The 23,922-nt window shown below is 73.4% G+C and carries 24 protein-coding genes; 12 read left to right on the top strand and 12 right to left on the bottom strand.

Going from position 1 to position 23,922, the window contains the following annotated elements; all coding sequences use genetic code 11:
- Positions 1 to 10: 10 nt before the first annotated feature.
- A complete protein-coding gene (locus ACZ6JS_RS15440) occupies positions 11 to 1,465 on the top strand; it encodes an alpha,alpha-trehalose-phosphate synthase (UDP-forming) (RefSeq protein WP_469298168.1) in 1,455 nt (484 codons plus the stop codon).
- A gap of 122 nt (positions 1,466 to 1,587) precedes the next feature.
- Here the strand turns inward: ACZ6JS_RS15440 and otsB are convergent, their stop codons facing one another.
- From otsB to ACZ6JS_RS15425, 3 genes are read right to left on the bottom strand one after another with little or no spacing between them, the layout of a single operon-like run.
- Positions 1,588 to 2,436 carry a trehalose-phosphatase gene (gene otsB / locus ACZ6JS_RS15435; RefSeq protein ID WP_469298167.1) on the bottom strand — a complete coding sequence of 283 codons (849 nt, stop codon included), beginning with the start codon at positions 2,434 to 2,436 and terminating at the stop codon, positions 1,588 to 1,590.
- Between the two features lie 39 nt (positions 2,437 to 2,475).
- Entirely contained in the window at positions 2,476 to 2,712 is a 237-nt protein-coding gene (locus tag ACZ6JS_RS15430; protein WP_030031449.1) for a DUF3263 domain-containing protein, read from the bottom strand.
- A 44-nt stretch (positions 2,713 to 2,756) separates the two neighbouring features.
- Positions 2,757 to 4,055 (bottom strand): ABC transporter substrate-binding protein, encoded by a 1,299-nt coding sequence (locus ACZ6JS_RS15425; RefSeq protein ID WP_469298165.1) that lies wholly within the window; start codon positions 4,053 to 4,055, stop codon positions 2,757 to 2,759.
- Positions 4,056 to 4,231: 176 nt separating this feature from the next.
- Here ACZ6JS_RS15425 and ACZ6JS_RS15420 point away from each other — a divergent pair, with 176 nt between their 5' ends.
- From ACZ6JS_RS15420 to ACZ6JS_RS15405, 4 genes are all read left to right on the top strand, one after another.
- Positions 4,232 to 5,164, top strand: a complete 933-nt coding sequence (locus ACZ6JS_RS15420; protein ID WP_469298763.1) for an ROK family protein — start codon at positions 4,232 to 4,234, stop codon at positions 5,162 to 5,164.
- Positions 5,164 to 6,327 carry an N-acetylglucosamine-6-phosphate deacetylase gene (gene nagA / locus ACZ6JS_RS15415; RefSeq protein WP_469298163.1) on the top strand — a complete coding sequence of 388 codons (1,164 nt, stop codon included), beginning with the start codon at positions 5,164 to 5,166 and terminating at the stop codon, positions 6,325 to 6,327. Before ACZ6JS_RS15420 ends, nagA begins: the two co-directional genes overlap by 1 nt.
- 122 nt (positions 6,328 to 6,449) lie before the next feature.
- Positions 6,450 to 7,370 carry a 1-phosphofructokinase family hexose kinase gene (locus ACZ6JS_RS15410; RefSeq protein ID WP_469298161.1) on the top strand — a complete coding sequence of 307 codons (921 nt, stop codon included), beginning with the start codon at positions 6,450 to 6,452 and terminating at the stop codon, positions 7,368 to 7,370.
- 144 nt (positions 7,371 to 7,514) lie between these two features.
- The gene (locus ACZ6JS_RS15405; RefSeq protein WP_469298159.1) at positions 7,515 to 7,973 is read left to right on the top strand and encodes a hypothetical protein; all 459 of its coding nucleotides are present in this window, start codon (positions 7,515 to 7,517) and stop codon (positions 7,971 to 7,973) included.
- 69 nt (positions 7,974 to 8,042) lie between these two features.
- Here the strand turns inward: ACZ6JS_RS15405 and ACZ6JS_RS15400 are convergent, their stop codons facing one another.
- A complete protein-coding gene (locus ACZ6JS_RS15400) occupies positions 8,043 to 9,074 on the bottom strand; it encodes a CBM35 domain-containing protein (RefSeq protein ID WP_469298158.1) in 1,032 nt (343 codons plus the stop codon).
- Between the two features lie 68 nt (positions 9,075 to 9,142).
- On the bottom strand, positions 9,143 to 10,864 hold the full coding sequence (gene cdgB, locus ACZ6JS_RS15395) for a diguanylate cyclase CdgB (protein ID WP_469298156.1): 1,722 nt from the start codon (positions 10,862 to 10,864) through the stop codon (positions 9,143 to 9,145).
- A 386-nt stretch (positions 10,865 to 11,250) separates the two neighbouring features.
- On the opposite strand from cdgB, the gene ACZ6JS_RS15390 reads away from it, so the two are divergent.
- Positions 11,251 to 11,733: a flavin reductase family protein gene (locus ACZ6JS_RS15390; RefSeq protein ID WP_469298761.1), complete on the top strand. Its 483-nt coding sequence runs from the start codon at positions 11,251 to 11,253 to the stop codon at positions 11,731 to 11,733.
- A gap of 25 nt (positions 11,734 to 11,758) precedes the next feature.
- Here ACZ6JS_RS15390 and arfB read toward each other — a convergent pair whose 3' ends face one another.
- Positions 11,759 to 12,184 (bottom strand): alternative ribosome rescue aminoacyl-tRNA hydrolase ArfB, encoded by a 426-nt coding sequence (gene arfB / locus ACZ6JS_RS15385; RefSeq protein ID WP_469298154.1) that lies wholly within the window; start codon positions 12,182 to 12,184, stop codon positions 11,759 to 11,761.
- Positions 12,185 to 12,341: 157 nt separating this feature from the next.
- On the opposite strand from arfB, the gene ACZ6JS_RS15380 reads away from it, so the two are divergent.
- The gene (locus ACZ6JS_RS15380; protein WP_030854704.1) at positions 12,342 to 12,917 is read left to right on the top strand and encodes a TerD family protein; all 576 of its coding nucleotides are present in this window, start codon (positions 12,342 to 12,344) and stop codon (positions 12,915 to 12,917) included.
- Between the two features lie 88 nt (positions 12,918 to 13,005).
- Positions 13,006 to 13,530 (top strand): GNAT family N-acetyltransferase, encoded by a 525-nt coding sequence (locus ACZ6JS_RS15375; RefSeq protein WP_469298152.1) that lies wholly within the window; start codon positions 13,006 to 13,008, stop codon positions 13,528 to 13,530.
- A 23-nt stretch (positions 13,531 to 13,553) separates the two neighbouring features.
- Here ACZ6JS_RS15375 and ACZ6JS_RS15370 read toward each other — a convergent pair whose 3' ends face one another.
- Together ACZ6JS_RS15370 and ACZ6JS_RS15365 are read right to left on the bottom strand one after the other, a co-directional pair.
- Positions 13,554 to 14,966 carry a M1 family metallopeptidase gene (locus ACZ6JS_RS15370; RefSeq protein WP_469298150.1) on the bottom strand — a complete coding sequence of 471 codons (1,413 nt, stop codon included), beginning with the start codon at positions 14,964 to 14,966 and terminating at the stop codon, positions 13,554 to 13,556.
- A gap of 32 nt (positions 14,967 to 14,998) precedes the next feature.
- On the bottom strand, positions 14,999 to 15,559 hold the full coding sequence (locus tag ACZ6JS_RS15365) for a GlcG/HbpS family heme-binding protein (protein WP_469298148.1): 561 nt from the start codon (positions 15,557 to 15,559) through the stop codon (positions 14,999 to 15,001).
- 385 nt (positions 15,560 to 15,944) lie between these two features.
- Here ACZ6JS_RS15365 and ACZ6JS_RS15360 point away from each other — a divergent pair, with 385 nt between their 5' ends.
- Genes ACZ6JS_RS15360 through ACZ6JS_RS15350 form a run of 3 tightly spaced genes read left to right on the top strand, consistent with a single transcriptional unit; the run spans position 15,945 to position 18,290 of the window.
- Complete coding sequence (locus ACZ6JS_RS15360) at positions 15,945 to 17,120, top strand: sensor histidine kinase (protein ID WP_469298146.1); 1,176 nt, start codon at positions 15,945 to 15,947, stop codon at positions 17,118 to 17,120.
- Entirely contained in the window at positions 17,117 to 17,740 is a 624-nt protein-coding gene (locus ACZ6JS_RS15355; protein WP_469298144.1) for a response regulator, read from the top strand. Before ACZ6JS_RS15360 ends, ACZ6JS_RS15355 begins: the two co-directional genes overlap by 4 nt.
- Before the next feature lie 46 nt (positions 17,741 to 17,786).
- Positions 17,787 to 18,290, top strand: a complete 504-nt coding sequence (locus ACZ6JS_RS15350; protein WP_469298143.1) for a hypothetical protein — start codon at positions 17,787 to 17,789, stop codon at positions 18,288 to 18,290.
- On the opposite strand, the gene ACZ6JS_RS15345 is transcribed toward ACZ6JS_RS15350, so the two are convergent.
- Both ACZ6JS_RS15345 and ACZ6JS_RS15340 read right to left on the bottom strand, forming a co-directional pair.
- On the bottom strand, positions 18,291 to 19,304 hold the full coding sequence (locus ACZ6JS_RS15345; protein WP_469298141.1) for a glycoside hydrolase family 26 protein: 1,014 nt from the start codon (positions 19,302 to 19,304) through the stop codon (positions 18,291 to 18,293).
- Between the two features lie 650 nt (positions 19,305 to 19,954).
- Positions 19,955 to 20,629, bottom strand: a complete 675-nt coding sequence (locus tag ACZ6JS_RS15340; RefSeq protein ID WP_469298139.1) for a pentapeptide repeat-containing protein — start codon at positions 20,627 to 20,629, stop codon at positions 19,955 to 19,957.
- A 140-nt stretch (positions 20,630 to 20,769) separates the two neighbouring features.
- Between ACZ6JS_RS15340 and ACZ6JS_RS15335 the strand changes: the two genes are divergently transcribed.
- Entirely contained in the window at positions 20,770 to 21,762 is a 993-nt protein-coding gene (locus ACZ6JS_RS15335; RefSeq protein ID WP_469298759.1) for a zinc-binding dehydrogenase, read from the top strand.
- 13 nt (positions 21,763 to 21,775) lie between these two features.
- Here ACZ6JS_RS15335 and ACZ6JS_RS15330 read toward each other — a convergent pair whose 3' ends face one another.
- Both ACZ6JS_RS15330 and ACZ6JS_RS15325 read right to left on the bottom strand, forming a co-directional pair.
- Positions 21,776 to 22,249 carry a GNAT family N-acetyltransferase gene (locus ACZ6JS_RS15330; RefSeq protein ID WP_469298137.1) on the bottom strand — a complete coding sequence of 158 codons (474 nt, stop codon included), beginning with the start codon at positions 22,247 to 22,249 and terminating at the stop codon, positions 21,776 to 21,778.
- A gap of 19 nt (positions 22,250 to 22,268) precedes the next feature.
- Positions 22,269 to 23,168, bottom strand: coding sequence for an aminoglycoside phosphotransferase family protein (locus ACZ6JS_RS15325; protein ID WP_469298135.1), 900 nt, complete (start codon positions 23,166 to 23,168; stop codon positions 22,269 to 22,271).
- Positions 23,169 to 23,922: the final 754 nt, after the last annotated feature.

Here is a 23,922-nt window from a genome sequence, read left to right as displayed (position 1 = left end):
GGTTCGCCGCATGGCTTCTCAGGTACTCGTCGCGGCGAACCGCGGCCCGCTCTCCTACGCCCTCTCCGACGACGGCACGCTCAGCGCCCGGCGCGGCGGGGGTGGTCTCGTCTCCGGACTCTCGGCGGCCCTCGCGGAGCAGCCCGGGGCATTGTGGATCTGTGCGGCCCTGTCGGACGCGGACCGGGAGGCGGTCCGCCGGGACGTCTCCGAGCCGGGCGTCCGGATGTTGGACATCGATCCCACGATGTATGACGACGCGTACAACGGCATCGCGAACTCTGTGCTGTGGTTCACCCACCACCATCTGTACGACGTGCCGCGCGAGCCGGTCTTCGACGCGGAGTTCCGGCGCCGGTGGGCCTCGTACGTCGCGTACAACGAGGCGTTCGCGCGCGCCCTCGCCGACGAGGCCGGGCAGGGGGCCCACGTGCTGGTGCAGGACTACCACCTGGCGCTCGTGCCGGGTCAGTTGCGGGAGCTGCGGCCGGACCTGCGGATCGCGCACTTCACGCACACGCCGTGGGCCTCGGAGGAGTTCCTGCGGATGCTGCCCGACGACATCCGCAGCGAGCTGATGTGGGGGATGCTCGGCGCGGACGTGGTCGGCTTCCACACATGGGCCTGGGCGCACTCCTTCATGGGGGGCGCGCACCTGGACGACGAACGGGGCGTCGCCGAGCCGAAGTTCGCGGCCGGGGTGGAGCCGTCGAAGGCGAGGTACGTCCAGAAGAACCCGTCGAGTCCGGTCCGCCACAAGCGGACGGACGTGGCCGTGTATCCGCTGGGCGTGGACGCCGACGAACTGCGGGCTCTGGCGCGCCGGCCGGAGGTGGACGCGAAGCTGGCGGAGTTGCGGGCGGAGGTCGCGGGCCGCAGGACGATCGCCCGAGTGGACCGGACCGAGCTGTCGAAGAACATCCTGCGGGGCCTGCTGGCCTACCGGGAGCTGCTGACGGTCCATCCCGAGTGGCGCGGCCGGGTGGTGCACCTGGCGTCGGCGTACCCGTCGCGGCAGGACCTGAAGGTGTACCGCGACTACACGGCGGCCGTCTCGGAGCTGGCCGCGGAGATCAACGCGGAGTTCGGCACGGAGGACTGGCAGCCGGTGCTGGTGTCGGTGAAGGACGACTTCGCGCGGTCACTGGCGGTGTACCGGATGGCGGACGTGGCACTGGTGAACCCGGTGCGGGACGGGATGAACCTGGTGGCCAAGGAGATCCCGGTGCTGTCCGAGGCGGGCTGCGCGGTGGTGCTGTCCACCGGGGCGGGGGCGTACGAGGAGCTCCGCGAGGACGCGCTGACGGTGAACCCGTTCGACGTCTCGCAGACGGCGGAGGCCCTCCACACCGCGCTGGCCATGCCGGCCGCCGAGCGTGCGGAGCGCACCAAGCGGATGGCGGCGGCCGCGACGGCCCTTCCGCCCGCGGCCTGGTTCGAGGCCCAGCTCGCGGCCCTGGCCTGATCAACTACCGGCGCTCCGGCCCGGACCCCGCTCCTCGGACGCCGGACATCAGCCCCGGCTGCGATCGAGGCGCGGGGGTCCGGGGGCGGGCCCCGGCAGCGGCGGCCCGCCCGCGAACGCCGTCAGCGCCGGAGGGCCGCGGCCAGGGAGGCCAGGAAGGAAGCGACGGCGCCCGGGCCCGGCAGGACCAGGTCGGCGCGGGCGGCGAGCTCGGGGACCTCGGCCGAGCCGCTGCACACCAGCAGCCCCGGCAGCCCGTCGGCCCTGCGCTTCTCGACGGCCGAGAACGCGGCGAGGTCACCGAGGTCGTCCCCGGCGTACAGCACGGTCTCCGCGTCCCGCTCCGCCAGGAACTCCGTCAGGGCCACGCCCTTGTCCATGCCCGGGGGCCTCAGCTCCAGCACCGCCCGCCCCGGCTCGACCATCAGCCCGTGCCGGGCGGCCAGCTCCGTCAGGGGTTCGCGCAGGGCCGCGAAGGCCGCCGCCGGGTCCTCGGCCCGCCGGGTGTGGACGGCGAGCGCCCGGCCCTTCTCCTCGATCCAGGTGCCGCGCCAGGCCCCGATGGAGTCCAGGAACCCGGGCAGCTCGGCCCGTACCGCCGCCACCCCGGGGTGCTCGGCGGGGGCGTGGACTATGCCGGTCACGGCGTCCCAGCGTTCGGCGCCGTAGTGGCCGAGGACGACGAGGTGTTCCAGTCCGGGCACCCCGGCGAAGCCGCCGTAGCGGACGGCGACGCCCGCGGGCCGCCCGGTGACCACCGCCACCGAGTCGACCTCGGGGGCGAGCGCCGAGAGCGCGGGAACGGCTTCGGAATGTGCCCGGGCCTGGTCCGGGTCCGGGACGATGTCGGCGAGAGTGCCGTCGAAGTCCAGGGCGACCACGGACCGGCGGGGTGCGCGGAGCAGGGCTTCGAGTCCCTCGCGTCCGGCTGCGGTGACGGGCATCGGCAGATCGTGCGGATGGCTCCCCATAGCCACGACCCTAACGGCCCGGCGGGTCGACGGCTACGGCTATCGCCGGGCTCGCTGGGCCTCGCGGATCCTGCGCAGCCGGTTGACGGTGCCCGGGGCGTGAGCCAGCGCCCGCGGGTCGTCCATGAGGGCGTTGAGCAGCTGGTAGTAGCGGACGGGGGTCATCCCCAGTCCTTCCCGTATGGCCCGTTCCTTGGCTCCGGGCCCCGGCCAGGTGCGTCCCTCGTACGCGAGCACCGCGGCCTCCGTGGCCGTCAGCTGCCCCTCGTCCGTCATACCGCCAGATTAACGCCGCCGTCCGACAGACGACGGCGCCCCGGTCAGTCCTTGTCCGCCGCGCGCGCCGCGGTGGCGATCTCCTCCAGCACCTTGGCGGGCTGTCCGCCGGGCTGGACGGCCGTGCCGATCTTCTGCTTGATGTCCTCGCTGACGCCCGCCCAGGACTTCTTGCCGACCGGGTAGAGCCGCGAGCTGGGCAGCGCCGCCAGGAAGGGCTTCAGCTGGGCCGCGGAACCGTTCGTGGCGGCCTGCTTCGCCTGGAAGCCGGTCGTGGTGGCGGGCAGCAGGCCGTACTTCTCCGTGAAGGCCGTCACGTTCTTGGGCTGGTACAGGTAGTCCAGGAATTTCCCGGACTGCTCGCGGTGGCCGTTCTTGAAGGCCATGACCCAGTCCGCGACGCCCATCGCCGGCTGCGGGGAGCCGTCGGACGCCGGCAGCGGCACCATGCCGTACTTCACGCCCTTGGCCTCGGCCTGCTTCATCAGCGTCGGGTGGCCGTTGAGCATGCCGACCTCGCCCTTGGTGAAGGCCTCGAAGGCGGCCTGACGGTCCAGCTTGGCCGGCTCGACCGGCCCGGTGAGCCCCTGGCCGACCATCTTGTCGCGCAGGAACTCCAGCGACTTGACGTTGTCGGCGGAGTCGATGGAGTAGCCCTCCTCGTTGTCGGTGTAGCCGCCGCCGCCCGCGAGCATCCACATCATCGTCTCGGCCTGCGCCTCCTCGCGGCCCAGCGGCAGTGCGAAGGGGGTGGGGACGCCGGCGCCCTTGAGCTTCTTGGCCGCGGCCTCCAGGTCGGCCCAGCTCTTCGGCTGCCATCCCTTGGCGTCCTTGCCGATCACGCCCGCGTCGGCCAGCAGCTTCTCGTTGTAGAAGAGCAGCCGGGTGCTGGAGACGAAGGGCATGCCGTACTGCGTCTGCTTGACCTTCCCGGCGTCCGCGAGCGGGGCGAGGAAGTCGGCCTCGGTCTTCACCGAGAGCAGCTCGGCCGTGGAGTACAGCTTGCCGGCGGCGGCGTAGTCGGCGTAGGCGCCGATCTGGGCTATGTCGGGGGCCTTGCCGGCCTTGACCATCTCGGCGACCTTGGCGTCGACCTCGGACCACGAGTAGACGTCGACCTCGACCTTGATGCCGGGGTGGTCCTTCTGGAAGCCCTCGGCGACTCCCTTCCAGTAGGCCGACGAGGAGTTCTGCGGATTGTCCCCGTAGTCGGCCGCCACGACCCGCAGGGTCACCTCGTTGTCTCCGGTGAGTCCGCCGATGGCTCCGCAGCCCGTCAGCGTCACGGCGGTCAGGCACAGCGCGGCGCCGGACGCGGCCAGGCTCTGGTAACGGCCCTTCACAGGTATCGATCCACCCCTTGTTGTACGTACGATCCACGTAAGGTCTACACCACTTTGGCGGCTCGTCCACATCAGGCCCCCCACCAGGGCGCCCGATTTGTATGGCCACTCAACAATCCCTCTCAATGGACTAGACCTTTCCCCGCCGAGCACGCGAGACTGTCTCTGTGAAACCCGTGAAACACGTCATCGCCCTCGATGTGGGCGGCACCGGGATGAAGGCCGCCCTCGTCGCCGACGACGGCACCCTGCTGCACGAAGCGCGCCGCGCCACCGGCCGCGAGCGGGGCCCCGACGCCGTCGTCGAGACGATCCAGGACTTCGCCGCCGAACTCCTCGCCACCGGCCGGGAGCGCTTCGGGCGGGCCGCCTCGGCCGCCGGCGTCGCCGTCCCCGGCATCGTCGACGCCGACAACGGGATCGCCGTCTACGCGGCGAACCTCGGCTGGCGCGACGTACCGCTGCGCGCCCTGCTCACCGGGCGCCTCGGCGGTATCCCGGTGGCCCTCGGCCACGACGTGCGCACGGGCGGGCTCGCGGAAGGCCGCATCGGCGCCGGCCGGGGCGCCGACCGCTTCCTCTTCGTCCCGCTCGGCACCGGCATCGCCGGCGCCATCGGCATCGCCGGCCGCATCGAGGCCGGCGCCCACGGGTACGCGGGCGAGATCGGGCACATCGTGGTCCGCCCCGGCGGCCCCCACTGCGGCTGCGGCCAGCGCGGCTGCCTGGAGACCCTCGCGTCCGCCGCCGCCGTCAGCCGCGCCTGGGCCGCCGCCTCCGGCGACCCCGGGGCCGACGCCGCCGACTGCGCCAAGGCCGTCGAATCCGGCGACGCGCGCGCCCGCGAGGTCTGGCTGGCGGCCGTGAGGGCCCTCGCCGACGGGCTGGTCACCGCGATCACCCTGCTGGACCCGCGCACGCTGATCATCGGTGGCGGGCTCGCCGAGGCGGGGGAAACCTTGTTCACACCACTACGGAAGGCCGTGGAGGAGCGCGTGACGTTCCAGCGGCTCCCCCACATCGTGCCGGCGGCCCTCGGGGACACCGCCGGCTGCCTGGGCGCAGGGCTGCTCGCCTGGGACCTACTCGCCACGGAGGTACCGGCCTGATGTCCGGAAGCGCACACAGCACTGTTCTCTCCGGCGCCAGGGTGGTGCTGCCCACCGGGACCGTGGCGGGCGGCCGGATCATCGTCGACGGCGACCGCATCGCCGGCAGCGCCCGCGAGGGCGCCGAGATCGTCGACCTGACCGGGCACTGGATCGTCCCCGGCTTCGTCGACATGCACAACCACGGCGGCGGCGGCGCCTCGTTCACCTCCGGCACCGCTGAGGACGTCCTCCAGGGCGTGCGCACCCACCGCGCGCACGGCACCACCACCCTGGTCGCCTCCACCGTCACCGGCGACCTGGACGAACTCGCCCGGCGGGCCGGGCTGCTGGCCGAGCTGACGCAGGCGGGCGAGATCGCCGGCATCCACTTCGAGGGGCCGTTCATCAACGCCTGCCGCAAGGGCGCCCACAAGGAGGACCTGCTCCGCGACCCCGACCCGGCCGAGGTCCGCAAGCTCATCGACGCCGCCCACGGCGCCGCCCGCATGTTCACCCTGGCCACCGAACTGCCCGGCGGCCTGGACTCCGTCCGGCTGCTGGCCGAGCACGGGGTCATCGCCGCGATCGGGCACACCGACGCCAGTTACGAGCAGACACGCGCCGCCATCGACGCGGGCGCGACCGTGGCCACCCACCTCTTCAACGCGATGCCCGCGCTCGCGCACCGCGAGCCCGGCCCCATCGCCGCCCTGCTGGAGGACGAGCGGATCACCGTCGAGCTCATCAACGACGGCACCCACCTGCACCCCGCCGCCCTGGAGCTGGCCTTCCACCACGCGGGCGCACACCGCGTGGCACTGATCACCGACGCCATGGACGCGGCCGGATTCGGCGACGGGACCTACCACCTCGGCCCGCTGGAGGTCGAGGTCAAGGGCGGTGTGGCCCGCCTCGTCGAGGGCGGTTCCATCGCCGGCTCGACGCTCACCCTGGACACCGCCTTCAAGCGCTCGGTGACCCTCGACAAGCTGCCGGTGGAGTCCGTCGTCCAGGCGATCTCCGCAAACCCGGCCAAGCTGATCGGCCTGTACGACGAGATCGGCTCGCTGGAGCCCGGCAAGTACGCGGACCTCGTCGTGCTGGACGCCGCCTTCGACCTCAAGGGCGTCATGCGGCGCGGCGAATGGGTCGTCAGCCCGGCCGTCCGAGCCCCCGCCTGACGGCCGAGCGGCTGAACGGGGCGAGGCGGTCGGCCCGTGGGACTGGGCCGACCGCCTCCCCCGGCTACCGCCGGGAAGTACCCCCTGGCATGATCCCGGCAGCAACAGACCCGGGGGTGCCCATGATCCTGACCGTGACGCTCAACACCGCACTCGACGTCACGTACCGCGTGCCGCGGCTGCTTCCGCACGCCTCGCACCGGGTCACCGCCGTCACCGAACGGCCCGGCGGCAAGGGGCTCAACGTCGCCCGCGTCCTGGCCGCGCTCGGCCACGAGGTCACGGCGACGGGCTTCGCCGGGGGCCCGGTCGGCTCCGTCGTGCGGAACATGCTGGCCGCCTCCCCCGGGGTGGTGGACGCCCTGCTCCCCTGCGAGGGCGCCTCGCGCCGCACCCTGGCCGTGGTCGACGAAGCCTCCGGCGACACGACCCAGTTCAACGAGCCGGGCCCGCTGATCACGGCGGCGGAGTGGTCGCGGTTCCTCGCGCACTACGAGGAGCTCGTGGCCGGGGCACGGGCGGTGGCCCTGTGCGGCAGCCTCCCGCCGGGCGTACCCGTGGGCGCGTACGCGGTGCTCGTGCGGTCGGCCCGCGCGGCCGGGGTCCCCGTCCTCCTGGACACCAGCGGCGAGGCCCTGCGCCGCGGGGTCGCCGCCCGCCCCGAGATCATCAAGCCGAACGCCGCCGAACTGGCCGAGCTCACCGGCTCCCGCGACCCGCTCCCCGCCAGCCTCGACGCCCGCCGCCGCGGCGCGCATGCGGTGGTCACCTCGCTGGGACCGGCCGGCCTGCTGGCCGCCACGGCCCGGGGCACCTGGCAGGCGGCCCCGCCCCGCCCGCTGTCCGGCAACCCCACCGGAGCCGGCGACTCCGTCGTCGCGGGCCTGCTGTCCGCCCTGGCGGAGGGCCTGGACTGGCCGGACCGCCTCACCCGCGCGGCAGCCCTCTCGGCGGCCACGGTCCTGTCCCCGGTGGCGGGAGAGTTCGACCCCCGCACCTACGAGGAGTTGCGGCAGACCGTGAGCGTCACCGGCAGCAGCTGACGTGTCCGCCGGAGCGCCTCCCGGGCGTCCCTCAAAGTGTCACGCACGCAACAGGCTTGACGGTGTTTCAGCGAGCGGCGGGCCGGGGGCGGCGGATTATGATCATGAGAGCTGTTGATCTACACATATGCAAGGTTGAACCACATGAACCGAATTTCCCGCAGGGTGCTCGCCATCACCACCGGCGTCGTGGCCGTCTCCTCCCTGGCGGCGGTCCCGGCCCAGGCCCAGACGATCTCGGGCGGCTCCTGCGGCGCGGGCTACTACCAGCAGGACGCCTACCCGTTGGGCGACCACTCGGGTGCCACCGGCGCCGGAGTGATGTTCCTCTACTACAACAAGTCCACCGGCAAGAACTGCGCGATCCTGCGCCGCGACAGCCAGTTCAACATCACCGACGGCATGGGGATCTCCATCACCACCAGCGACGGCAAGTCCGACGTCGACGGCCAGCGCGCCTACACCCAGTACGCGGGCCCCGTCTACGTCTCCGCCCCGGGCAAGTGCATCAAGCTCTCCGGGCACGTCACGGGCTTCTGGAACGGCTCCACCGGCTGGCCGGGCACGCACCGCCACACCACCGGCTGGGTCCACTGCGGCTGACCGGCCCTGCGACGAACGTCCGGCCCTGCCGCATGCGCGGCAGGGCCGGACCCGTTCAGCGGCTCGCGGTCAGCGCTTGGTGTGGCCCGAGGCCAGCTCCAGCTGGTCGAAGATCACGTCGCACTGGTTGCCCGGCTCGCACGAGATCTTCATCGCGTTCGAGCCCTTCTTCAGCGTGATCCACGCGTAGGTGCGCGTCCAGCCCTTGTCCCAGGCGCCGTCCGCGGCCTTGGCGAAGTTGGCCAGGTTCAGCCCCTGGGTCGGGGTCTGCCCGTTGACCGTGAGGGTCGCCTTGCCGTCCTTGCCGGGGACGCCGTAGTTGACGAACAGCGTGTAGTCGCCCGCCTCCGGCACCTCCACCGTCCAGGTGAGCGCCGCCCCGGGCTGGTTGAAGCCCGCGACGTACTGACCGCCCGCGCTCTTCGAACCGGGCACCGTGCTGTCCAGCTTCGCGCCGCCGGTCAGCACCATGCCCGCACCGGCCGCCTCGCCCTTCGGCAGCTGGACCTGCGAGGGCTTCGTGCTCGGGGTCGGGCTCGCCGGGTTTTGCGGAGCCGCCGACTGCTGGTTGCCGTTCGCGGTGTCGTTGCCCTTGTCCTCGGGCTTGTCCTTGTCGCCGAACGCGAGGGCCGCGCCGATGCCGATCACGACCGCGCCGACCACCGCGACGGCCGCGATCAGCAGGCCGCGCCGGCTGGAGCCGCCGCCGTGGCCGCCGTGGCCGCCGGACTGCCCGATCGTCTGGGTCTGGTGCTGCGGGGCCTGGGGCTGCTGCGGAACTCCGTAGCCGCCCGCCTGGAGCGCCTCGGGAGCCTGGTACTGGGCCTGGTAGCCGGGGTTCTGCTGCTGGGGAACGGGGCCGCGCTGGCCGCCGTTGCGGCGGTCCCCGACCGTGCGCACCTGATGGTGCGAGGTACGGGGGACACCGGGCTGCGCACCGGGGTGACCGCCGGCCGACCCGCCGGGATAGCCGTACCCGCCGCCCGACGTGGGCGGGGTGGCTCCGGCAGACTGGCCGTCCGCGTAGAGATAGCCGAACGGATCATCGTCCTCGGGCTTGTTCGCCCCACCGTGCGGGCCGTTGTTCGCGGGCGTCGTCATCGCAGGTCACTCCTTTCGACCCCCGGGAGCCTACCCCGAACAGGTGCACACACGGGCGACGGACCGCCTCAGCCCGCCCGGCGGTGCGCCTTGGAGCGGGACCTCTTCTCGATGTACATCCGCTGGTCGGCGGAGCGCAGCACCTCGTCCGCGGACATGCCGCAGCTGGCCCAGCCGATGCCGAAACTCGCGCCGACACGCACCGCGCGGCCGTCCACGCGGATCGGCGGGATGATCGCGTTGCGCAGCCGGACGGCGAGGTCCGCGGCGTCCGCGGCACCGAGGCCGTCGGCCAGGACGACGAATTCGTCACCACCCAGCCGGGCGACGGTGTCACCGTCCCTGACGCCCCGCGTCAGCCGCCGGGCGACCTCGATCAGGACCGCGTCGCCCGTGTGATGCCCGAACCGGTCGTTGATCGACTTGAAGCCGTCGAGGTCGCAGAAGAGCACCGCCAGCCCCTTCGTCCCGTCGTCCACGTCGGTCGCGGGCGCCACCGTGTGCACGTGGTGGTCGTACGGGCCGTCCGTCGGGGCGGTCGGCGCCCCTGGGAAGTCGAAGGGATCGGATGCGGTGTAGCGGTCGGGGCCGTCGGGTTGAAACCCGTGCTCACCCGCACCACCCGCCTCCACCCGCACCTCGTGGCCGTCGTGCACCTCGCGCCCCTCGAAGGCCGCGTCCAGGGCCTCGATCGCGCTGGCTCGCGCGGACTGCGGCCTGCGGCACAGCCGCGCGCCGAGCCGGGCCCGCAGCTCGGCGCTGTTGGGCAGGCCGGTGAGCGAGTCGTGGCTGGCGCGGTGGGCGAGCTGGAGCTCGTGGCGCTTGCGCTCCTCGATGTCCTCGACGTGGGTGAGCAGGAAGCGCGGCCCGTCGGCGGCGTCCGCCACGACGGAGTTGCGCAGCGAGACCCAGACGTAGGTGCCGTCCCGGCGGCCCAGGCGCAGCTCGGCGCGGCCGCCCTCGGCGGAGGTGCGCAGCAGGGTGCCGATGTCCTCGGGGTGGACCAGGTCGGAGAAGGAGTAGCGGCGCAGCACGGAGGCGGGGCGGCCGAGCAGCCGGCACAGCGCGTCGTTGGTGCGCAGCAGCCGCCCGTGCTGGTCTCCGCCCATCTCGGCGATGGCCATGCCGCTGGGCGCGTACTCGAAGGCCTGCCGGAACGACTCTTCACTGGCGCGGAGCGCCTGCTGCTCGCGTTCCAGCCGGACGAGGGCGCGCTGCATGTTCGCGCGGAGCCTCGCGTTGCTGATCGCAATCGCCGCCTGGAAGGCGTACATCTGGAGCGCTTCGCGGCCCCAGGCCCCCGGCCGGCGGCCGTTGCGCGGTCTGTCCACCGAAATGACACCCAGAAGTTCCCCGCCGGACGCGTACATGGGTGCGTAGAGCCGGTCCTCGGGGTGCCACTCGTCCTCGAAGCGCGGATCCGGGCCGTCGGTGTGCCACTGGGGGACGTCGTCCTCCAGCAGGACCCAGCCCTCGGTGTGCGGGATGAAGCGGAGCCCGTCCCAGCACTCACCCATCGTCAGACGGCGCTCCCAGGAGGCGCGGGAGCCCACGCGACCGGTGATGAGGGCCTCAGCGGCGGGGTCGCCCGCGAAGGCGGCGACGACGAGATCCCCGTCCGGGCGAACGAGGTTGACACAGGCGAGCTCATAGCCGAGGCCCACGACGATGCCGTCCACGACGGTCTGCAGAGTGTCCGCCAGGCTCCGGGCCGTGTTGAGATCGGCCACCACCCGGTGCAGCTGCCGCAGGGTCGCAAGACGGACGTACGGCTCCGACTCGGTCTCCATTGCTCGCTCTCCCCGAGACCTCGACAGCAACTCCAGGTTTGTCATCGGCGTTTCGTTGCGGTGTCCCGTCCACTGAATCACAGTGAGCTGTGCGGCAGGTACACAGGGTCAACAAATCTTGTCCTCTGTGACTCAAGTCACATGAGATGAATAACGGTACGCGCTGGGGACGGTTCGGACTGGGAGCGCTCCCCCGGCTTCTCGTGAGCAAACGATACGCCCGGGCCTAGGCCGAGGGGCGGGGGCACGACTCGGACCAGGGCCCGATGTGCCGTACGGGAGGGCGAGATTAGCGTTTCAGGGTGCCGAAGACGACCCCTGTATCCGCCCCGCCCGACACGAGCCGCCATGCTGAGGGGGTGAGCAATGACGAGTTCCGCGCCGCGATGTCCCGGCTGGCCGCGGGCGTGTGCCTGATCACCGCGCAGGAGGCCCCGCTGACGGCCGGCGGGCCGCCCGGCGAGGACGTCGGCATGACGGCGACCGCCTTCATGTCCGTGTCCCTGGAGCCGCCCCTGGTCCTGGTGAGCCTGCGCGAGGGCTCGCGCATGGACGACCTGCTGGCGGAGCAGCCGCTGTGGGCGGTCTCCGTCCTCGCCGACCACCAGCTCCAGATCGCGGGCCGCTTCTCCATGAAGGGCCGCATCAGCGACCGGCTGCTCTTCGCCGACCTCCCGTACGAACGCGGAGAGGCCTCCGGCGCTCCCCTGCTGAGCGGCGCCCTCGCCACCCTGGAATGCCGGACGGAGAACCGCGTCGAGGCGGGCGACCACACCCTGGTGATCGGCCGGGTCCTGAGGGCCGCCCTGCCGTCCCCCGACTCCTCGCCGCTGGCGTACTTCCGCGGGCGCTACCGGCACCTGGGCTGACTCCCGGACCGTGCTCCCGCCGCGGCTACCAGTCCCGCCCGGTCCGGCCCCGCTTGGTCTCGGCCCGCGCCTTCTTCTCGCGCAGCCGCCGCTCGTTGATCCCGCGCGGGATCTTCGTCGGCCGCCGCTGCCTGGGCGGCGGCGCCGTCGCCTCGGCCAGCAACGAGGCCAGCCGGACCAGCGCCATCTCCCGGTTGCGCAGCTGCGAGCGGTGCTCGGAGGCCCGTACGGTCACCACCCCGCCCACCAGTCGCCCCGCGAGGCGCTCCAGCGCCCGCTCCTTCCAGACGTCGGGCAGCGCCTTGGTCGCCGCCAGATCGAACAGCAGCTCGACGCGCGAGTCCGAGGTGTTCACGTGCTGCCCGCCGGGCCCGGAGGACCGCGAGAAACGCCAGGAGAGCTCCCCCTCGGGGAGCGCGACCGAACCGCGGATGACATAGGGACCAGGCATGCCCCCTATGATCCGTGTCCGCCCGGCCCGCGTCACCCGCATTTGCCGTCATCCGGAATTCATGACGGGAACCCGACCGGCCTCTCGTCGCGTTATAGAGGTCAGCGGTACCTTGACCGCCTGTACGTGCATGTTGGATGAGGAAAGGGACATTCCCATGGCTGTCAGCCTGTCCAAGGGCGGCAACGTCTCGCTCACGAAGGAGGCCCCGGGCCTCGCTGCCGTCACGGTCGGTCTCGGCTGGGACGTCCGTACGACCACCGGCGTCGACTTCGACCTCGACGCCTCGGCCATCGCCGTCAACGCGATGGGCAAGGTCGTCTCCGACGGCCACTTCGTCTTCTTCAACAACAAGTCCACCCCGGACCAGACCATCGTCCACACCGGTGACAACCGCACCGGCGAGGGCGCGGGCGACGACGAGGCCATCAACGTCAACCTCGCCGGCCTGCCCGCCGACGTCGACAAGATCGTCTTCCCGGTCTCGATCTACGACGCCGAGAGCCGCAGCCAGAACTTCGGCCAGGTCCGCAACGCCTACATCCGCGTCGTGAACCAGGCCGGCGGCGCCGAGATCGCCCGCTACGACCTCTCCGAGGACGCGGCGACCGAGACCGCCATGGTCTTCGGCGAGCTCTACCGCAACGGCGCCGAGTGGAAGTTCCGCGCGGTCGGCCAGGGCTACGCCTCCGGCCTCACCGGAATCGCCCAGGACTTCGGCGTCAACGTCTGAGTCGCACGGTCCGGCGCTGACCGGCACCAGCGCGGGCGAAGCCCCCTCCCGGCCGTTACGGGGAGGGGGCTTCGCTACCGTTCCACAGGTGATCCTCCAACCGCTGATCCCCGTGGACGGCGCCCTCCCCGGCCCGGTCCTGACCGAGATCGCCGCCCTCTACTCGACCAACCACGCGTTCTTCGAACTCAGCGGCGACTTCCCCGACCCGAACCGCATCACGGTCGAGCAGGTCGCGGCCTCCCTCGCCGACGAACTCGCCCACGACGGCGCCGAGATCCTCCTGGCCCGCAGCGCCGGCCGCCTCGTCGGCCTCGCCGCCACCCTGGACCGCAACCCCTCCGCCGCCCCCGGGGACGACGACCCCTGGATCGGGCTGCTGCTCATCGACGCCACCGCGCACCGCGAGGGGTACGGCCGCGCCGTGGCCACCCTGGTCGAGGACCGCTTCCGCGCCGCCGGACGCACCGGCGTGCAGATCGCCGTACTGGACAACAACCCCAAGGGCCTGGCCTTCTGGCAGTCCCGGGGATACTCCCCCGTGCGCCGCGCCAGGGACCTCGAGAGGGGCCGCGACTGCACGGTGCTGCGCAAGCCCCTCGGCGCGGCGTAGCGTCGCGCCCACCCCGCCACGGGCTACTTCGGGCGGTCCTTCCCGTACAGCCAGACGTCCCAGACCTCCTGCAGGTCGCGGCCCGTCCTCTCCTGCGCGTAGGCGGTGAAGTCGGCCGTACTCGCGTTGCCGTGCCGGTGGTCGCCGGCCCAGCCGCGCACCAGCGCGAAGAACCTCTCGTCGCCGACCTCCTGCCGGATCCGGTGCAGGACCATCGCTCCGCGCTGGTACACCGGGCTCGCGGAGATGTCCTCCGGCCCGGGCGGGTCGGCCGGCGGGAAGGCGTCCCAGCCGGAGTCGGCCGCCGCGTCGACCTCCGTGTCGCCGGCCAGGAGGGCGTCGAAGTGCTGCTGCGCCGTGGGCCCGCCGTGGTCCTCGTCCCACAGCCACTCGGCGTAGGTCGCGAAGCCCTCGTTGAGCCACATGTCCTTCCAGGACTTCGGCGACACCGAATTGCCGAACCACTGGTGGGCCAGCTCGTGCAGCACCAGCGCCTCGTCCTCGGGCGCCCCCGGGTACACCGGCTTGGTCTGCGTCTCCAGCGCGTAGGCGAGGGTCCCGGCCGGCAGCACGACCGCACCCGCCGTACCGAAGGGATAGGGTCCGAACCGGCGGCTGCCCCACTCGACCATCTCCGGCAGCCGCGCGAGCGACTTCTCGCTCGCCGCCGCCTCCTCGGGTGACACCGCGTTGTAGACGGACACCCCCGAAGGCGTCTTCCCGGTGGTCACCTTGTACGGGCCGATGACTGCAGTGGCCAGGTAGCCGGCCATCGGCTCCGGGCTGTGCCACGCGAACCGCGTCCGCCCGCCGGCGACTTCGGTACGGGAGCGCAACTCTCCGTTCGACACGGCCTCGTAGCCGTGCGGTACGGTGATCGTGATGTCGTACGCGGCCTTGTCGCTCGGGTGGTGATTACCGGGGAACCAGGTCATCGAGCCGACGGGCTCGCCCACCGCGACCGCGCCGGCCTCGCCGGTGATCCAGCCCTCCCTGGAGCCGTCCGCGTCCGTGAGGGCCTTGGGCCTGCCGCTGTAGGCGACCTCCGTACGGAAGACCTGGCCCTTCTTCAGGTCGTCCGCCGGGCGCACCGTCAACTCGTTGCCGGTCCGGTTGAACCGGGCCGCCTCACCGTCGACGTCCACGTCCTCCACGCGCAGGCCGCTCAGGTCGAGGTTGAAGGAACTGAGCCCCTGTTGGGCACGCGCGGTGATGACGGCCTTGCCGTGCAGCACTCCGTCCGCCGGATCGTAGGCCAGGTCCAGCCCGTAGTGCTCGACCTGGTAACCGCCGTTGCCGGCCTTGGGGAAGTACGGGTCACGCAGCCCCGACGCACCCGGCCGCCCCTGCACCGGGCCCCCCGTGCACGCCGTGGTGACGGCGAGCAGGGCGGCGACGGCAGGGGCGGCGAGGCGGGGAAACGCGCGGTGGTCCACGCACTCGATCCTAAGCGGGCAAAGGGCGCGATCTACTTGCCCAGCGCGTCCACGCCGGCCTTGGCGAACTTCTCGTCCAGGTCGCCGCTGGGAGCGCCGGCCACACCGATCCCGGCCACGGGGGCGCCGTTCGCCTGGACCGGCGTGCCGCCACCGAGGAAGAGGGTGCCGGGGATGTCCTTCAGGTTCGGCGTCTGGGCCAGACGGCCCGCGAGCACCGAGGTCGGGGCGTTCCAGGCCACGGCGGTGAAGGCCTTGCGCTGCGCCGACTCGTAGGACTGCGGGCCGGCGCCGTCGCCGCGCAGGGTGACGACGGTGTTGCCGTTGCGGTCCACCACCGCGACGGTCACCTTCTGGTTCTCCGCGGCGGCGGCCTGGAGGGCGGCCTGGGCGGCGCGGGTGGCGGCATCGACGGTCAGGTGGGTCGTCGTGGTGAAGTTCCTGTCGCTCGGACCGTCCTTCTTCCCCGCGACGGCGGCGGCCTGGGCGGTGCCGGCGGCGGGGCTCGCGCTGGCGCTCACCGCACCGAAGGTTCCGGCGCCCAGGGCGACGGCGAGGGCGGTACCGGTGAGAACGCGGGTGCGGGTCTTCATCTCTGCTGCTCCTGAGAACGGTGGCACGGTGACGGCATCGGGTCGGTCCGGGCCGGTCGGGCCGGCTCCTTCACTGCTCCAAGCCTGTGCCCGACACCCCCTCCACCCCGTCCCCGTACCGGCTCGCCCCGGCCACCGCACCGGCTGACCCGGGGGTCATCCGATCGGCCGATGCGCTTCACCTCCGGCGCGGTATTTCCTGGTCGGACCGGGGGCCAGCCCCGTCGGCGTCCGGGGGCGCGAAGTCCGGGCGGCGCCCCGGCAACGGCGCCGCACCCGCGGACCCCACCCCGACGGCGCCGCACTGCCGACCCCACCCCGACGGCGCCGCAGGCACAGGGCCGCAGCCGACAATGGACGCACGCCCCCGACCGAGGAGCACCCCGTGACACCCGCCCCGCCGCGCGACGACACCCGCACGCTGGCGACGGTCGCCCACACCGCGTTCTTCCTGCTCCTCAGCGCCTCCGTGGCCCGCTTCCTGCTGCGCCACCCCGGCGAACCCCGCACCCCGTGGGTCATCGCCCTCAGCGTCACCCTGGCCCTGCTCTACGTACTCGGCCCCGCACTCGGCGCCGCCCCCACCCGACGCCGCCTCCTCTGGCTCGGCCTGGTCGTCACCACCTGGGTGGTCCTCGTCCTCCTCGCGCCCAGCTTCGCCTGGTGCGCCGTACCGCTCTTCCTCACCGCCCTGCGCACCCTCCCGCCGCGCGCCGCCGTCGTCCTGGTGGCCCTCCTCACCGCCTTCGTCGTGACGGCCCAGCTCCAGCTGTCCACGTCCTTCGACCCGAACCTGCTCCTGGCCCCGCCCGCCGTCGCCGCCCTCGCCACCGCCGTCTTCGTCCACATGGAACGCCAGGCCCAGGCCCAGCGGGCGCTGATCGACGACCTGATCCGCACCCGCCGGGAACTGGCCGCCACCGAACGCCGCGAAGGCACCCTCGCCGAACGCCAGCGGCTGTCCATGGAGATCCACGACACTCTCGCCCAGAACCTGTCCAGCCAGCAGATGCTGCTCCAGGCCGCAGACCGCACCTGGGACACCGACCCCGCCACGGCCCGCGCGCACGTACGCACCGCCACCGGCATCGCCGCCCACGGCCTCGCCGAGGCCCGCCGGCTGGTCCACGACCTGGCCCCTTCCGAGCTCGCCGACGGCTCCGGCCTCGCCGAAGCCCTGCGCGCCCTCGGCGCCGGACCCGACATCGAGGTCCGCTTCCACCTCGAAGGCATCCCCGCCCCCCTCCCCGACCGCGTCCAGTCGGCCCTGCTGCGCATAGCCCAGGGCGCCCTCGCCAACGTCCGGGAGCACTCGGGCGCCCGTACGGCCGCACTCACCCTGAGCTTCCTCGGGGACCAGGTGGTCCTCGACATCGCCGACGACGGCCACGGCTTCACCGACCCCCGCCCCGACGCCGACGCCGACGCCGACGGGCGAGGACACGGCCTCCCGGCGATGCGGGCGCGCGTCCGCCAGCTGGGCGGCACCCTGACCATCGAATCCACGCCGGGCGAGGGCACCGTCCTCTCCGCGGCCATCCCCCTGGAGCCCGCTCCATGACGACGATCCTGCTCTGCGACGACCACGTGGTCGTCCGCGCCGGCCTGCTGGCCCTCCTCGGCAGCGAGCCCGACATCGAGGTCCTCGGCGAGGCAGGCAGCGGCGAGGAAGCGGTCGCCCTGGCCGCCAAACTCCACCCCGACGTGGTCCTCATGGACCTCCAGCTCGGCGAGGGCATCGACGGCGTCGAGGCCACCCGCCGCATCACCGCGCTCCCACAGCCCCCGCACGTCCTGGTCCTCACCACCTACGACACGGACGCGGACATCACCCGGGCGATCGGAGCGGGCGCCACCGGCTACCTGCTGAAGGCCGAACGCCCCGAGGAGCTCTTCGCCGCCATCCACTCCGCCGCCCAGGGCCGCACCACCCTCTCCGCGCCGGTCGCCAGCCGCGTCATGGCCCACCTGCGCGGAGGCCGCCCCACCCTGACCGACCGCGAACTGGACATCCTCGGGCAGCTGGCCCGCGGCCTCGGCAACCGCGACATCGCCCGCGCCCTGTTCATCAGCGAGGCCACGGTCAAGACCCACCTGGGGCGCATCTACGACAAGCTCGGCGTCGACACCCGCGCGGGCGCCGTGTCGGTCGCGAAGGAACAGCGCCTCCTGCCCTCCTGACCGACCGGGGTGGGGACCCCTGCGCACCCGTGACACCATCGGGTACGTGCTCGACATCGGCTACTCCCTCTCCCGGCGCTTCCCCGACCCCCCGCAGACCGACTACCGCTCGGCGGACGTCCATGCGCTGCGCCACGACCTGTTCTGCGGGGACGTCTACCTCGCCGACACGAATTCGGACCGGGAAGTATCCACAGCCTGGGGATGGGTGCCCGTGCTGGACTTCGCCTGGGCGCTGTGCGACATCGTCGAGCAGCTCGACCAGGATCCGCGCGGCAGCCGCTCCGCCAACCGCCAGTACGCCGAGATCGACTTCACCGAGTCAACGGACCGCATGCTCTTCGAGCGCCGGTTCGGCTGGGTCGACGTCGAGGCCGACTGGATGCCGGCCGAAGAGGCCCCTTTGACCTTCAGCCACCGGCTGCTGCGCCGAGAGGCCCGCGACTTCCTGCACGACCTGCTCGCGGACCTGATCGACATGCACGACGGCCTCGGCGACAACCCGGCCATCTGGACCCTCCAGGCCCGTTTCCCCCGCGTCCCCGCGTAGTCAGAGCCGTCCTCCGCCGGACAGGAACTCCCGGAACACCTGTGCGGAGCGCGGGTTCTGCCCGCACTGCCACACGCCGTGCGGGCAGTAGTCGGTGATGCTGTGGTAGAGCGGCTCGTGCTCGGCGAACCAGGCCAGCATGCCCCGCACGTACTCGGGATTGTCGCCGTGCCGGAACAGCCCCCATTCGGGGTACGAGATCCGCTTGCCGTGCGCCTTCGCGAAGTCGACCTGCTGCCGGAGTCCGTAGGGCTGGGTGACCTGCTCGTCGAAGGTGCGCCCCGGCTCCTGGTCGTAGGAGTCCATGCCGACGATGTCGACCACGTCGTCACCGGGGTAGCAGCGCGTCCAGGCGATCGCGTCACCCCCGCGGTTGGGCGCGTAGTCGAACCGGAACCGCTGCCCCTGCACCGAGCGCATGGCGGCCACGATCCGCCGCCAGTACGCCTTCCAGTTCTCGGGGTCGGGACGGCAGCGGTGGGTGTAGTTGAAGCCGTTCATCTCCCAGCCGAGCACGATCACGGTGTCCGGCACCCCGAGGTCGACCAGACGCCCGGCCAGCCGCCGGAAGTGGTGGTCGTTCGCACCCCGGGCGCCGGCGCGGATCAGCTCCGCGACCCGGCCGTCGGGGACACCCGCCTCGTTGCGCTCCTGCATGGGCACGTTCAGGACGAACAGCCGGTCGGCCCTCTCCTTGCGCCACCGCGCCCAGGTGCGCAGCGAATCCGGGGCCCCCTCGATATTGGTCCAGGTGTCACCCGGCAGATAGGTGTGCCCGGCGCGCAGCTCGGTACCGCCGAGCCAGCGCGAGAGCTCCTCCATCCGCGCGACGCCGGGCGAACCGTAGTGAAGGTAGGCGCCCACGGCCGTTGCGGCCCCGTTCCCCGGCCCGCCGCCGGCGCCCTGCCGCGGCGGTCGCGGGCCGGGGCCGCCCACCACGAGGAGCAGGGCGACGGCGACCGTACTGACGCAGGCACCGACCAGCCATCGGACCCGGCGGCTCCGGTGGGACATGACACCTCCACAGGCCTCGTGCACCGTGTGTCTGCCTGCGACGTTAGGCGCCCACCCCGCTGCCCCGCCCGTCCGGACACCCGCCTGCTCGGCCATTCGCCACAACCCCGCTCCTCCCCTCCCCCGGTCCTTCGGCCCGCCGACGTCCGAGGCGCGCCGGGGGCGCCGACACCCGAGGCACGGGGCCCGGGCCCGGGGCCCGGGGCCCGGGGCCCGGGCCGCAGCCCCGCTGAAACAGCCCCCGGCATTCAAGGCCTGGGCCCGGGCCGAGGCCCGGCTGTGAGCCCCGCCGGCGTTTGCCCGGGGCAGAGACCCCGCGCCCCGACCCGGCTGTCGTTCAGAGCCCGGGGCCCGGCATAATCCCGCTGCCACAGCCCCCTGCATTCGAAGCCCGGGGCCCGGGGCGGAGACCGCGCTCACCGACCCCGCAGGCCTTCACGGCCCGGGGCCCGGGGCCCGGGGGCAGAGCCCCGCTCGCACACCCCCCGGCATCCGAAGCCCCGACCCCGGGGCAGAACCCGCTCTTGCAGCCCCGCAGGCCTTCAAGGACCCGCTCCCAGCCCCGCCGACGTTCGAGGCGCGGGGGCCCGGGGGCAGCGCCCCCGCCACGGCGCCGCACCCGGACCGCCGCACCCGGACCCCGAGCCCCTTCACGGCAGCACCCGCACCCCCAGCTGGGAAGCAAGCGCCGGAGCGAGGTCGAACAGCTGCGCCGGGCTGATCACCGCCCCGGCCAGCGCATCCACCCCCCGCGCGATCTCCAGGACGGCGGCCTCCCGCAGGTCCACGTCCGCCATCCTGACCCCGCTGAAGTCCACCCCGCGCAGCGCGCAGTCCCGGAACTCCACCCGCTCCAGCACCGCGCCCCCGAAGTCCGGCTCCACCAGAACGCACCCCTCGAAGACCACGTCCCGCAGCCGTGCCTTCCGCAGGTTCAGGTAGTCGATCTTGCCGCCGCGGACCACCACCCGCTCCAGCCCGGCCCCGTGCAGCTGCACCCCGCCCAGGCGCGCGTCCACCAGCTCCACGTCCCGCAGCGAAGCACCCGAGAGGTCGGTCCCCACCCCGCGGACCCCTTCCAGCACCGAATCCAGGATCCGCGCCTTCGCCAGCCCCGACTCGTCCAGCGCGCAGCGCCGCACCGCGCAGTCCATGAACCGGGCCCCGACCCCCTCCTGCCCCGCCAGGTCCAGGTCCGCGAACTCCAGCCCGTCGTAGTCCCCGTCCGGCTCCAGCTCCCGCCCCTCCCAGGGCGCCAGGTCCGGCAGCCGCAGCTCCGGCCTCCGCGCCGCCTTCACCGACTGCTGCCGCCCGTTTCGCACCATGGCCCCATCGTGGCCGACCGCACTGACAACGGCCCCCGCCCCCGCCCCCGCCCCCGCCTTCTTCCCCTTGACCTCAACCGGACTCCAGGTCGCAGCCTGAGCCCATGCCCACCGACACGCACGCCACCACGCACGCCACCATGAACGCGATCCGCCTCCACGCCTTCGGCCCCGCCGAGAACCTCACCCCCGAGCGCATCGCCCGCCCCACCCCCGCCCCCGGTCAGGTCCGCATCGCCGTCGCCGCCGCCGGCGTCCACCTCCTCGACACCAGCCTCCGCCAGGGCATCCAGGGACCGCCCGCCCCACTCCCCGAGCTCCCGACGATCCCCGGCCGCGAGGTCGCCGGCACCGTCGACGCCCTCGGCCCCGGCACCGACCCCGCCTGGCTCGGCCGCGACGTCGTCGTCCACCTCGGCTTCGCCCCCGGCGGCTACGCCGAGTACGCCGTCGCCGATGCGGCCCGGCTGCACCCCGTACCCGACGGCCTCGACGCCGCCCAGGCCGTCGCCATGATCGGCACCGGCCGGACCACCCTCGGGATCCTCCAGTTCGCCGACCTCGGGCCCGGCTCCACCGTCCTCGTGCCCGCCGCCGCCGGCGGCATCGGCACCCTGCTCGTCCAGTACGCGAAGAACGCCGGCGCCACCGTCATCGCCCTCGCCGGCGGAGCCGCCAAGACCGCCCTGGCCGCCGCGAACGGCGCCGACCTCGCCCTCGACCACACCGACCCCGCCTGGCCCGAGGCCGTCCGCGCCCGCCACCCCGACGGCGCCACCATCCTCTTCGACTCCGTCGGCGGACCGACCGCCCGCGCCGCACTCGGCCTGCTCGCCCCCGGCGCCCTGCACCTCGTCTTCGGCTGGTCCGGCGGCCCCCTCGACCTCACCCACGCCGAACGCGCCGACCTCACCGCCCGCGGCATCACCACCCGGGGCGTACTGGGCCCCGCCATGCTCCAGCGGGCCGGCGGCGAAGACCCCCTGCGCCTGCTGGAGACCCGAGCGCTCGCGGAAGCCGCGGCCGGCCGCCTCCGCCCCGCCCTGACCCGCTACCCCCTGGCCCGCGCCGCCGCAGCCCACCGCGACCTGGAGACCCGCGCCACCACCGGCAAGGTCGTCCTCGAACCCTGACCGCCGCCCCGCCCTACGCCCGGCCGAGTTCCGCCAGCGCCCCGTCCGTCAACCGGTACACCGACCACTCCTCCTGCGGCCGTGCGCCCAGGGCCTCGTAGAAGGCGATGGTCGGCGCGTTCCACTTCAGCACCGACCACTCCAGCCGCTCGTAGCCGCGCTCGACGCACGTACGCGCCAGCTCCGCCAGCAGCGCCTTGCCGTGGCCGCCACCGCGTACACCCGGCCGCACGTACAGGTCCTCCAGGTAGATGCCGTGCGCCCCGCGCCACGTGGAGAAGGACAGGAACCACACCGAGAAGCCCACCGCCTCCCCCTCGTCCGTCTCCGCGATGTGCGCGAACACCGCAGGGCGCTCGCCGAACAGCGCCTCCCGCAACTGTTCTTCGGTGGCCCGCGCCTCGTGCGGCACCCTCTCGTACTCCGCGAGCTCACGGATCATCGCGTGGATGACGGGGACATCGGCGACTTCAGCACTACGGATCATGCCCGCAGCCTAGGGCGGATCACCGCCCCAGCAGCAGCCGCGCAACCGCCAACTGCTCGTCCTCCAGCCGCCCTTCGCCGTCCTCCACGTCCCACAGGCAGTTCTGCAGCACCCGGCCCAGGGTCCAGGCCCGGGCCCGCTCCCGGTCCAGCCCGGCCGCCTCCGCCAGCAGGTCGAACCGCCACCGCACGTCCTGCGCACGGAAGTTGTTCACGATCGCCGGCAACAGGTCGAAGCCGGGGTCGCCGGCCAGCGGCTTCGGGTCGATCGCCAGCCAGGGCTCACGACCGCCGGCGAGCACGTTCTCGTAGTGGAGGTCCCAGTGCAGCAGCCGGTCCCCCGGCTCGCCCGCCACCTCCGCGACCGCCGCCGCGCAGTCCCGCAGCAGCCGCCGGTCGCCCTCGTCCACCAACCGCTCCAACGCCCGCGGCACCTCCTCCAGCATCCCCGCGGCCATGTCCCCGAGCCCGCGCAACCCCGCCGGAGCGGGCACCGCCGTCAGCCGCGCCAGCAACTCCCCGATCACCCGCACCGCCTGACGGGCGTCCCGCCGCGCGAGGTCCGCCAGGTCGCGCCCCGCGTCCAGCCGCTCCAGCAGCAGCGTGCCGGTGTCCGCATCGTGGTCCAGCAGCCGGACGCACCCGTCCCCGTCCCATGCACGCAGCGCGACCGGCTCCCCCGCGCACTCCTCGTCCAGCGACACCAGCTTGAGCACGGCCCCGCTGCCGTCGGCCCGCTCCACCGGCAGCACCAGGGCCGTCACCCCGTGCATCACCGGCCCGGTCCGCCGCAGCCGCCACCGCCCCAGGAACTCCGCCGCCCGCGCGGGCAACCCGGCAATGAACTCCCGCCCGGCATCCCCGTGGTACCCGACCTGCGCCTCGACCAGCCCGTCCGGGATCTCCGCGATCTCGACCATGCGCTGACGCTAGCGGCTTCCCCTGCGGGGCGCTCGGCAGTCCGGCCCTGCCCGGCCGGCTGCCCTGCGGTCGGCTCAGCGGTAGACGGCCCGCTCCGGTGCGGGGTGTCCTGCGGCCGGCCCGGCGGTGGCCCCGGCACGGCGCGGCGGGACCGGGGCCCTGCGGGCGGCTCGGCGGTAGACGGCCCGCTCCGGCGGGGGGATGCCCTGCGGCCGGCCCGGCGGTGGCCCCGGCAGGGTGCGGCGGGACCGGGGCCCTGCAGGGTGCTCGGCGGTAGACCGCTCTGGCGGGGGGATGCCCTGGGGGCGGCTCGGGGGTGTCCTCGGCGGGTTGTGGTGGGGCCGGTGCCCTGCGGGGTGCTCGGCGGTGGACGGCCCGCTCCGGTGCGGGGTGTCCTGCGGCCGGCCCGGCGGTGGCCCCGGCACGGCGCGGCGGGACCGGGGCCCTGCAGGGTGCTCGGCGGTGGACCGCTCTGGCGGCGGGATGCCCTGGGGGCGGCTCGGGAGTGTCCTCGGCGGGTTGTGGTGGGGCCGGGGCCCTGCGGCCGGCTCGGGGGTGTCCCCGGCGGGGGCGCGGTGGGGCGGGGCCGGTTGGTGGCGGGGGGCCGCCGCCGGGGTGTCTCCTCGGCTCGGCGCGTGCGGGTATGTCTCGGCTGTATCCGGTGGTCGCGCGCTCGTCCTGCGGGGACACCCCGCCACGTCCCCCCTCGGCCACTTCCGGAGCGCTGCCCTGGGGCGGCGACACGCAGGAGGG

Source organism: Streptomyces sp. NPDC046349 (genome assembly GCF_055587885.1).
This window is presented reverse-complemented; position numbering and strand designations above follow the sequence as displayed.

Coding starts and splice junctions, on each gene's coding strand:
- ACZ6JS_RS15440 (WP_469298168.1), top strand. CDS start 11: ATGGCTTCTCAGGTACTCGTCGCGGCGAACCGCGGCCCGCTCTCCTAC.
- otsB (WP_469298167.1), bottom strand. CDS start 2,436: ATGGGGAGCCATCCGCACGATCTGCCGATGCCCGTCACCGCAGCCGGA.
- ACZ6JS_RS15430 (WP_030031449.1), bottom strand. CDS start 2,712: ATGACGGACGAGGGGCAGCTGACGGCCACGGAGGCCGCGGTGCTCGCG.
- nagA (WP_469298163.1), top strand. CDS start 5,164: ATGTCCGGAAGCGCACACAGCACTGTTCTCTCCGGCGCCAGGGTGGTG.
- ACZ6JS_RS15410 (WP_469298161.1), top strand. CDS start 6,450: ATGATCCTGACCGTGACGCTCAACACCGCACTCGACGTCACGTACCGC.
- ACZ6JS_RS15405 (WP_469298159.1), top strand. CDS start 7,515: ATGAACCGAATTTCCCGCAGGGTGCTCGCCATCACCACCGGCGTCGTG.
- ACZ6JS_RS15400 (WP_469298158.1), bottom strand. CDS start 9,074: ATGACGACGCCCGCGAACAACGGCCCGCACGGTGGGGCGAACAAGCCC.
- cdgB (WP_469298156.1), bottom strand. CDS start 10,864: ATGGAGACCGAGTCGGAGCCGTACGTCCGTCTTGCGACCCTGCGGCAG.
- ACZ6JS_RS15390 (WP_469298761.1), top strand. CDS start 11,251: ATGTCCCGGCTGGCCGCGGGCGTGTGCCTGATCACCGCGCAGGAGGCC.
- arfB (WP_469298154.1), bottom strand. CDS start 12,184: ATGCCTGGTCCCTATGTCATCCGCGGTTCGGTCGCGCTCCCCGAGGGG.
- ACZ6JS_RS15380 (WP_030854704.1), top strand. CDS start 12,342: ATGGCTGTCAGCCTGTCCAAGGGCGGCAACGTCTCGCTCACGAAGGAG.
- ACZ6JS_RS15365 (WP_469298148.1), bottom strand. CDS start 15,559: ATGAAGACCCGCACCCGCGTTCTCACCGGTACCGCCCTCGCCGTCGCC.
- ACZ6JS_RS15355 (WP_469298144.1), top strand. CDS start 17,117: ATGACGACGATCCTGCTCTGCGACGACCACGTGGTCGTCCGCGCCGGC.
- ACZ6JS_RS15345 (WP_469298141.1), bottom strand. CDS start 19,304: ATGTCCCACCGGAGCCGCCGGGTCCGATGGCTGGTCGGTGCCTGCGTC.
- ACZ6JS_RS15340 (WP_469298139.1), bottom strand. CDS start 20,629: ATGGTGCGAAACGGGCGGCAGCAGTCGGTGAAGGCGGCGCGGAGGCCG.
- ACZ6JS_RS15335 (WP_469298759.1), top strand. CDS start 20,770: ATGAACGCGATCCGCCTCCACGCCTTCGGCCCCGCCGAGAACCTCACC.
- ACZ6JS_RS15330 (WP_469298137.1), bottom strand. CDS start 22,249: ATGATCCGTAGTGCTGAAGTCGCCGATGTCCCCGTCATCCACGCGATG.
- ACZ6JS_RS15325 (WP_469298135.1), bottom strand. CDS start 23,168: ATGGTCGAGATCGCGGAGATCCCGGACGGGCTGGTCGAGGCGCAGGTC.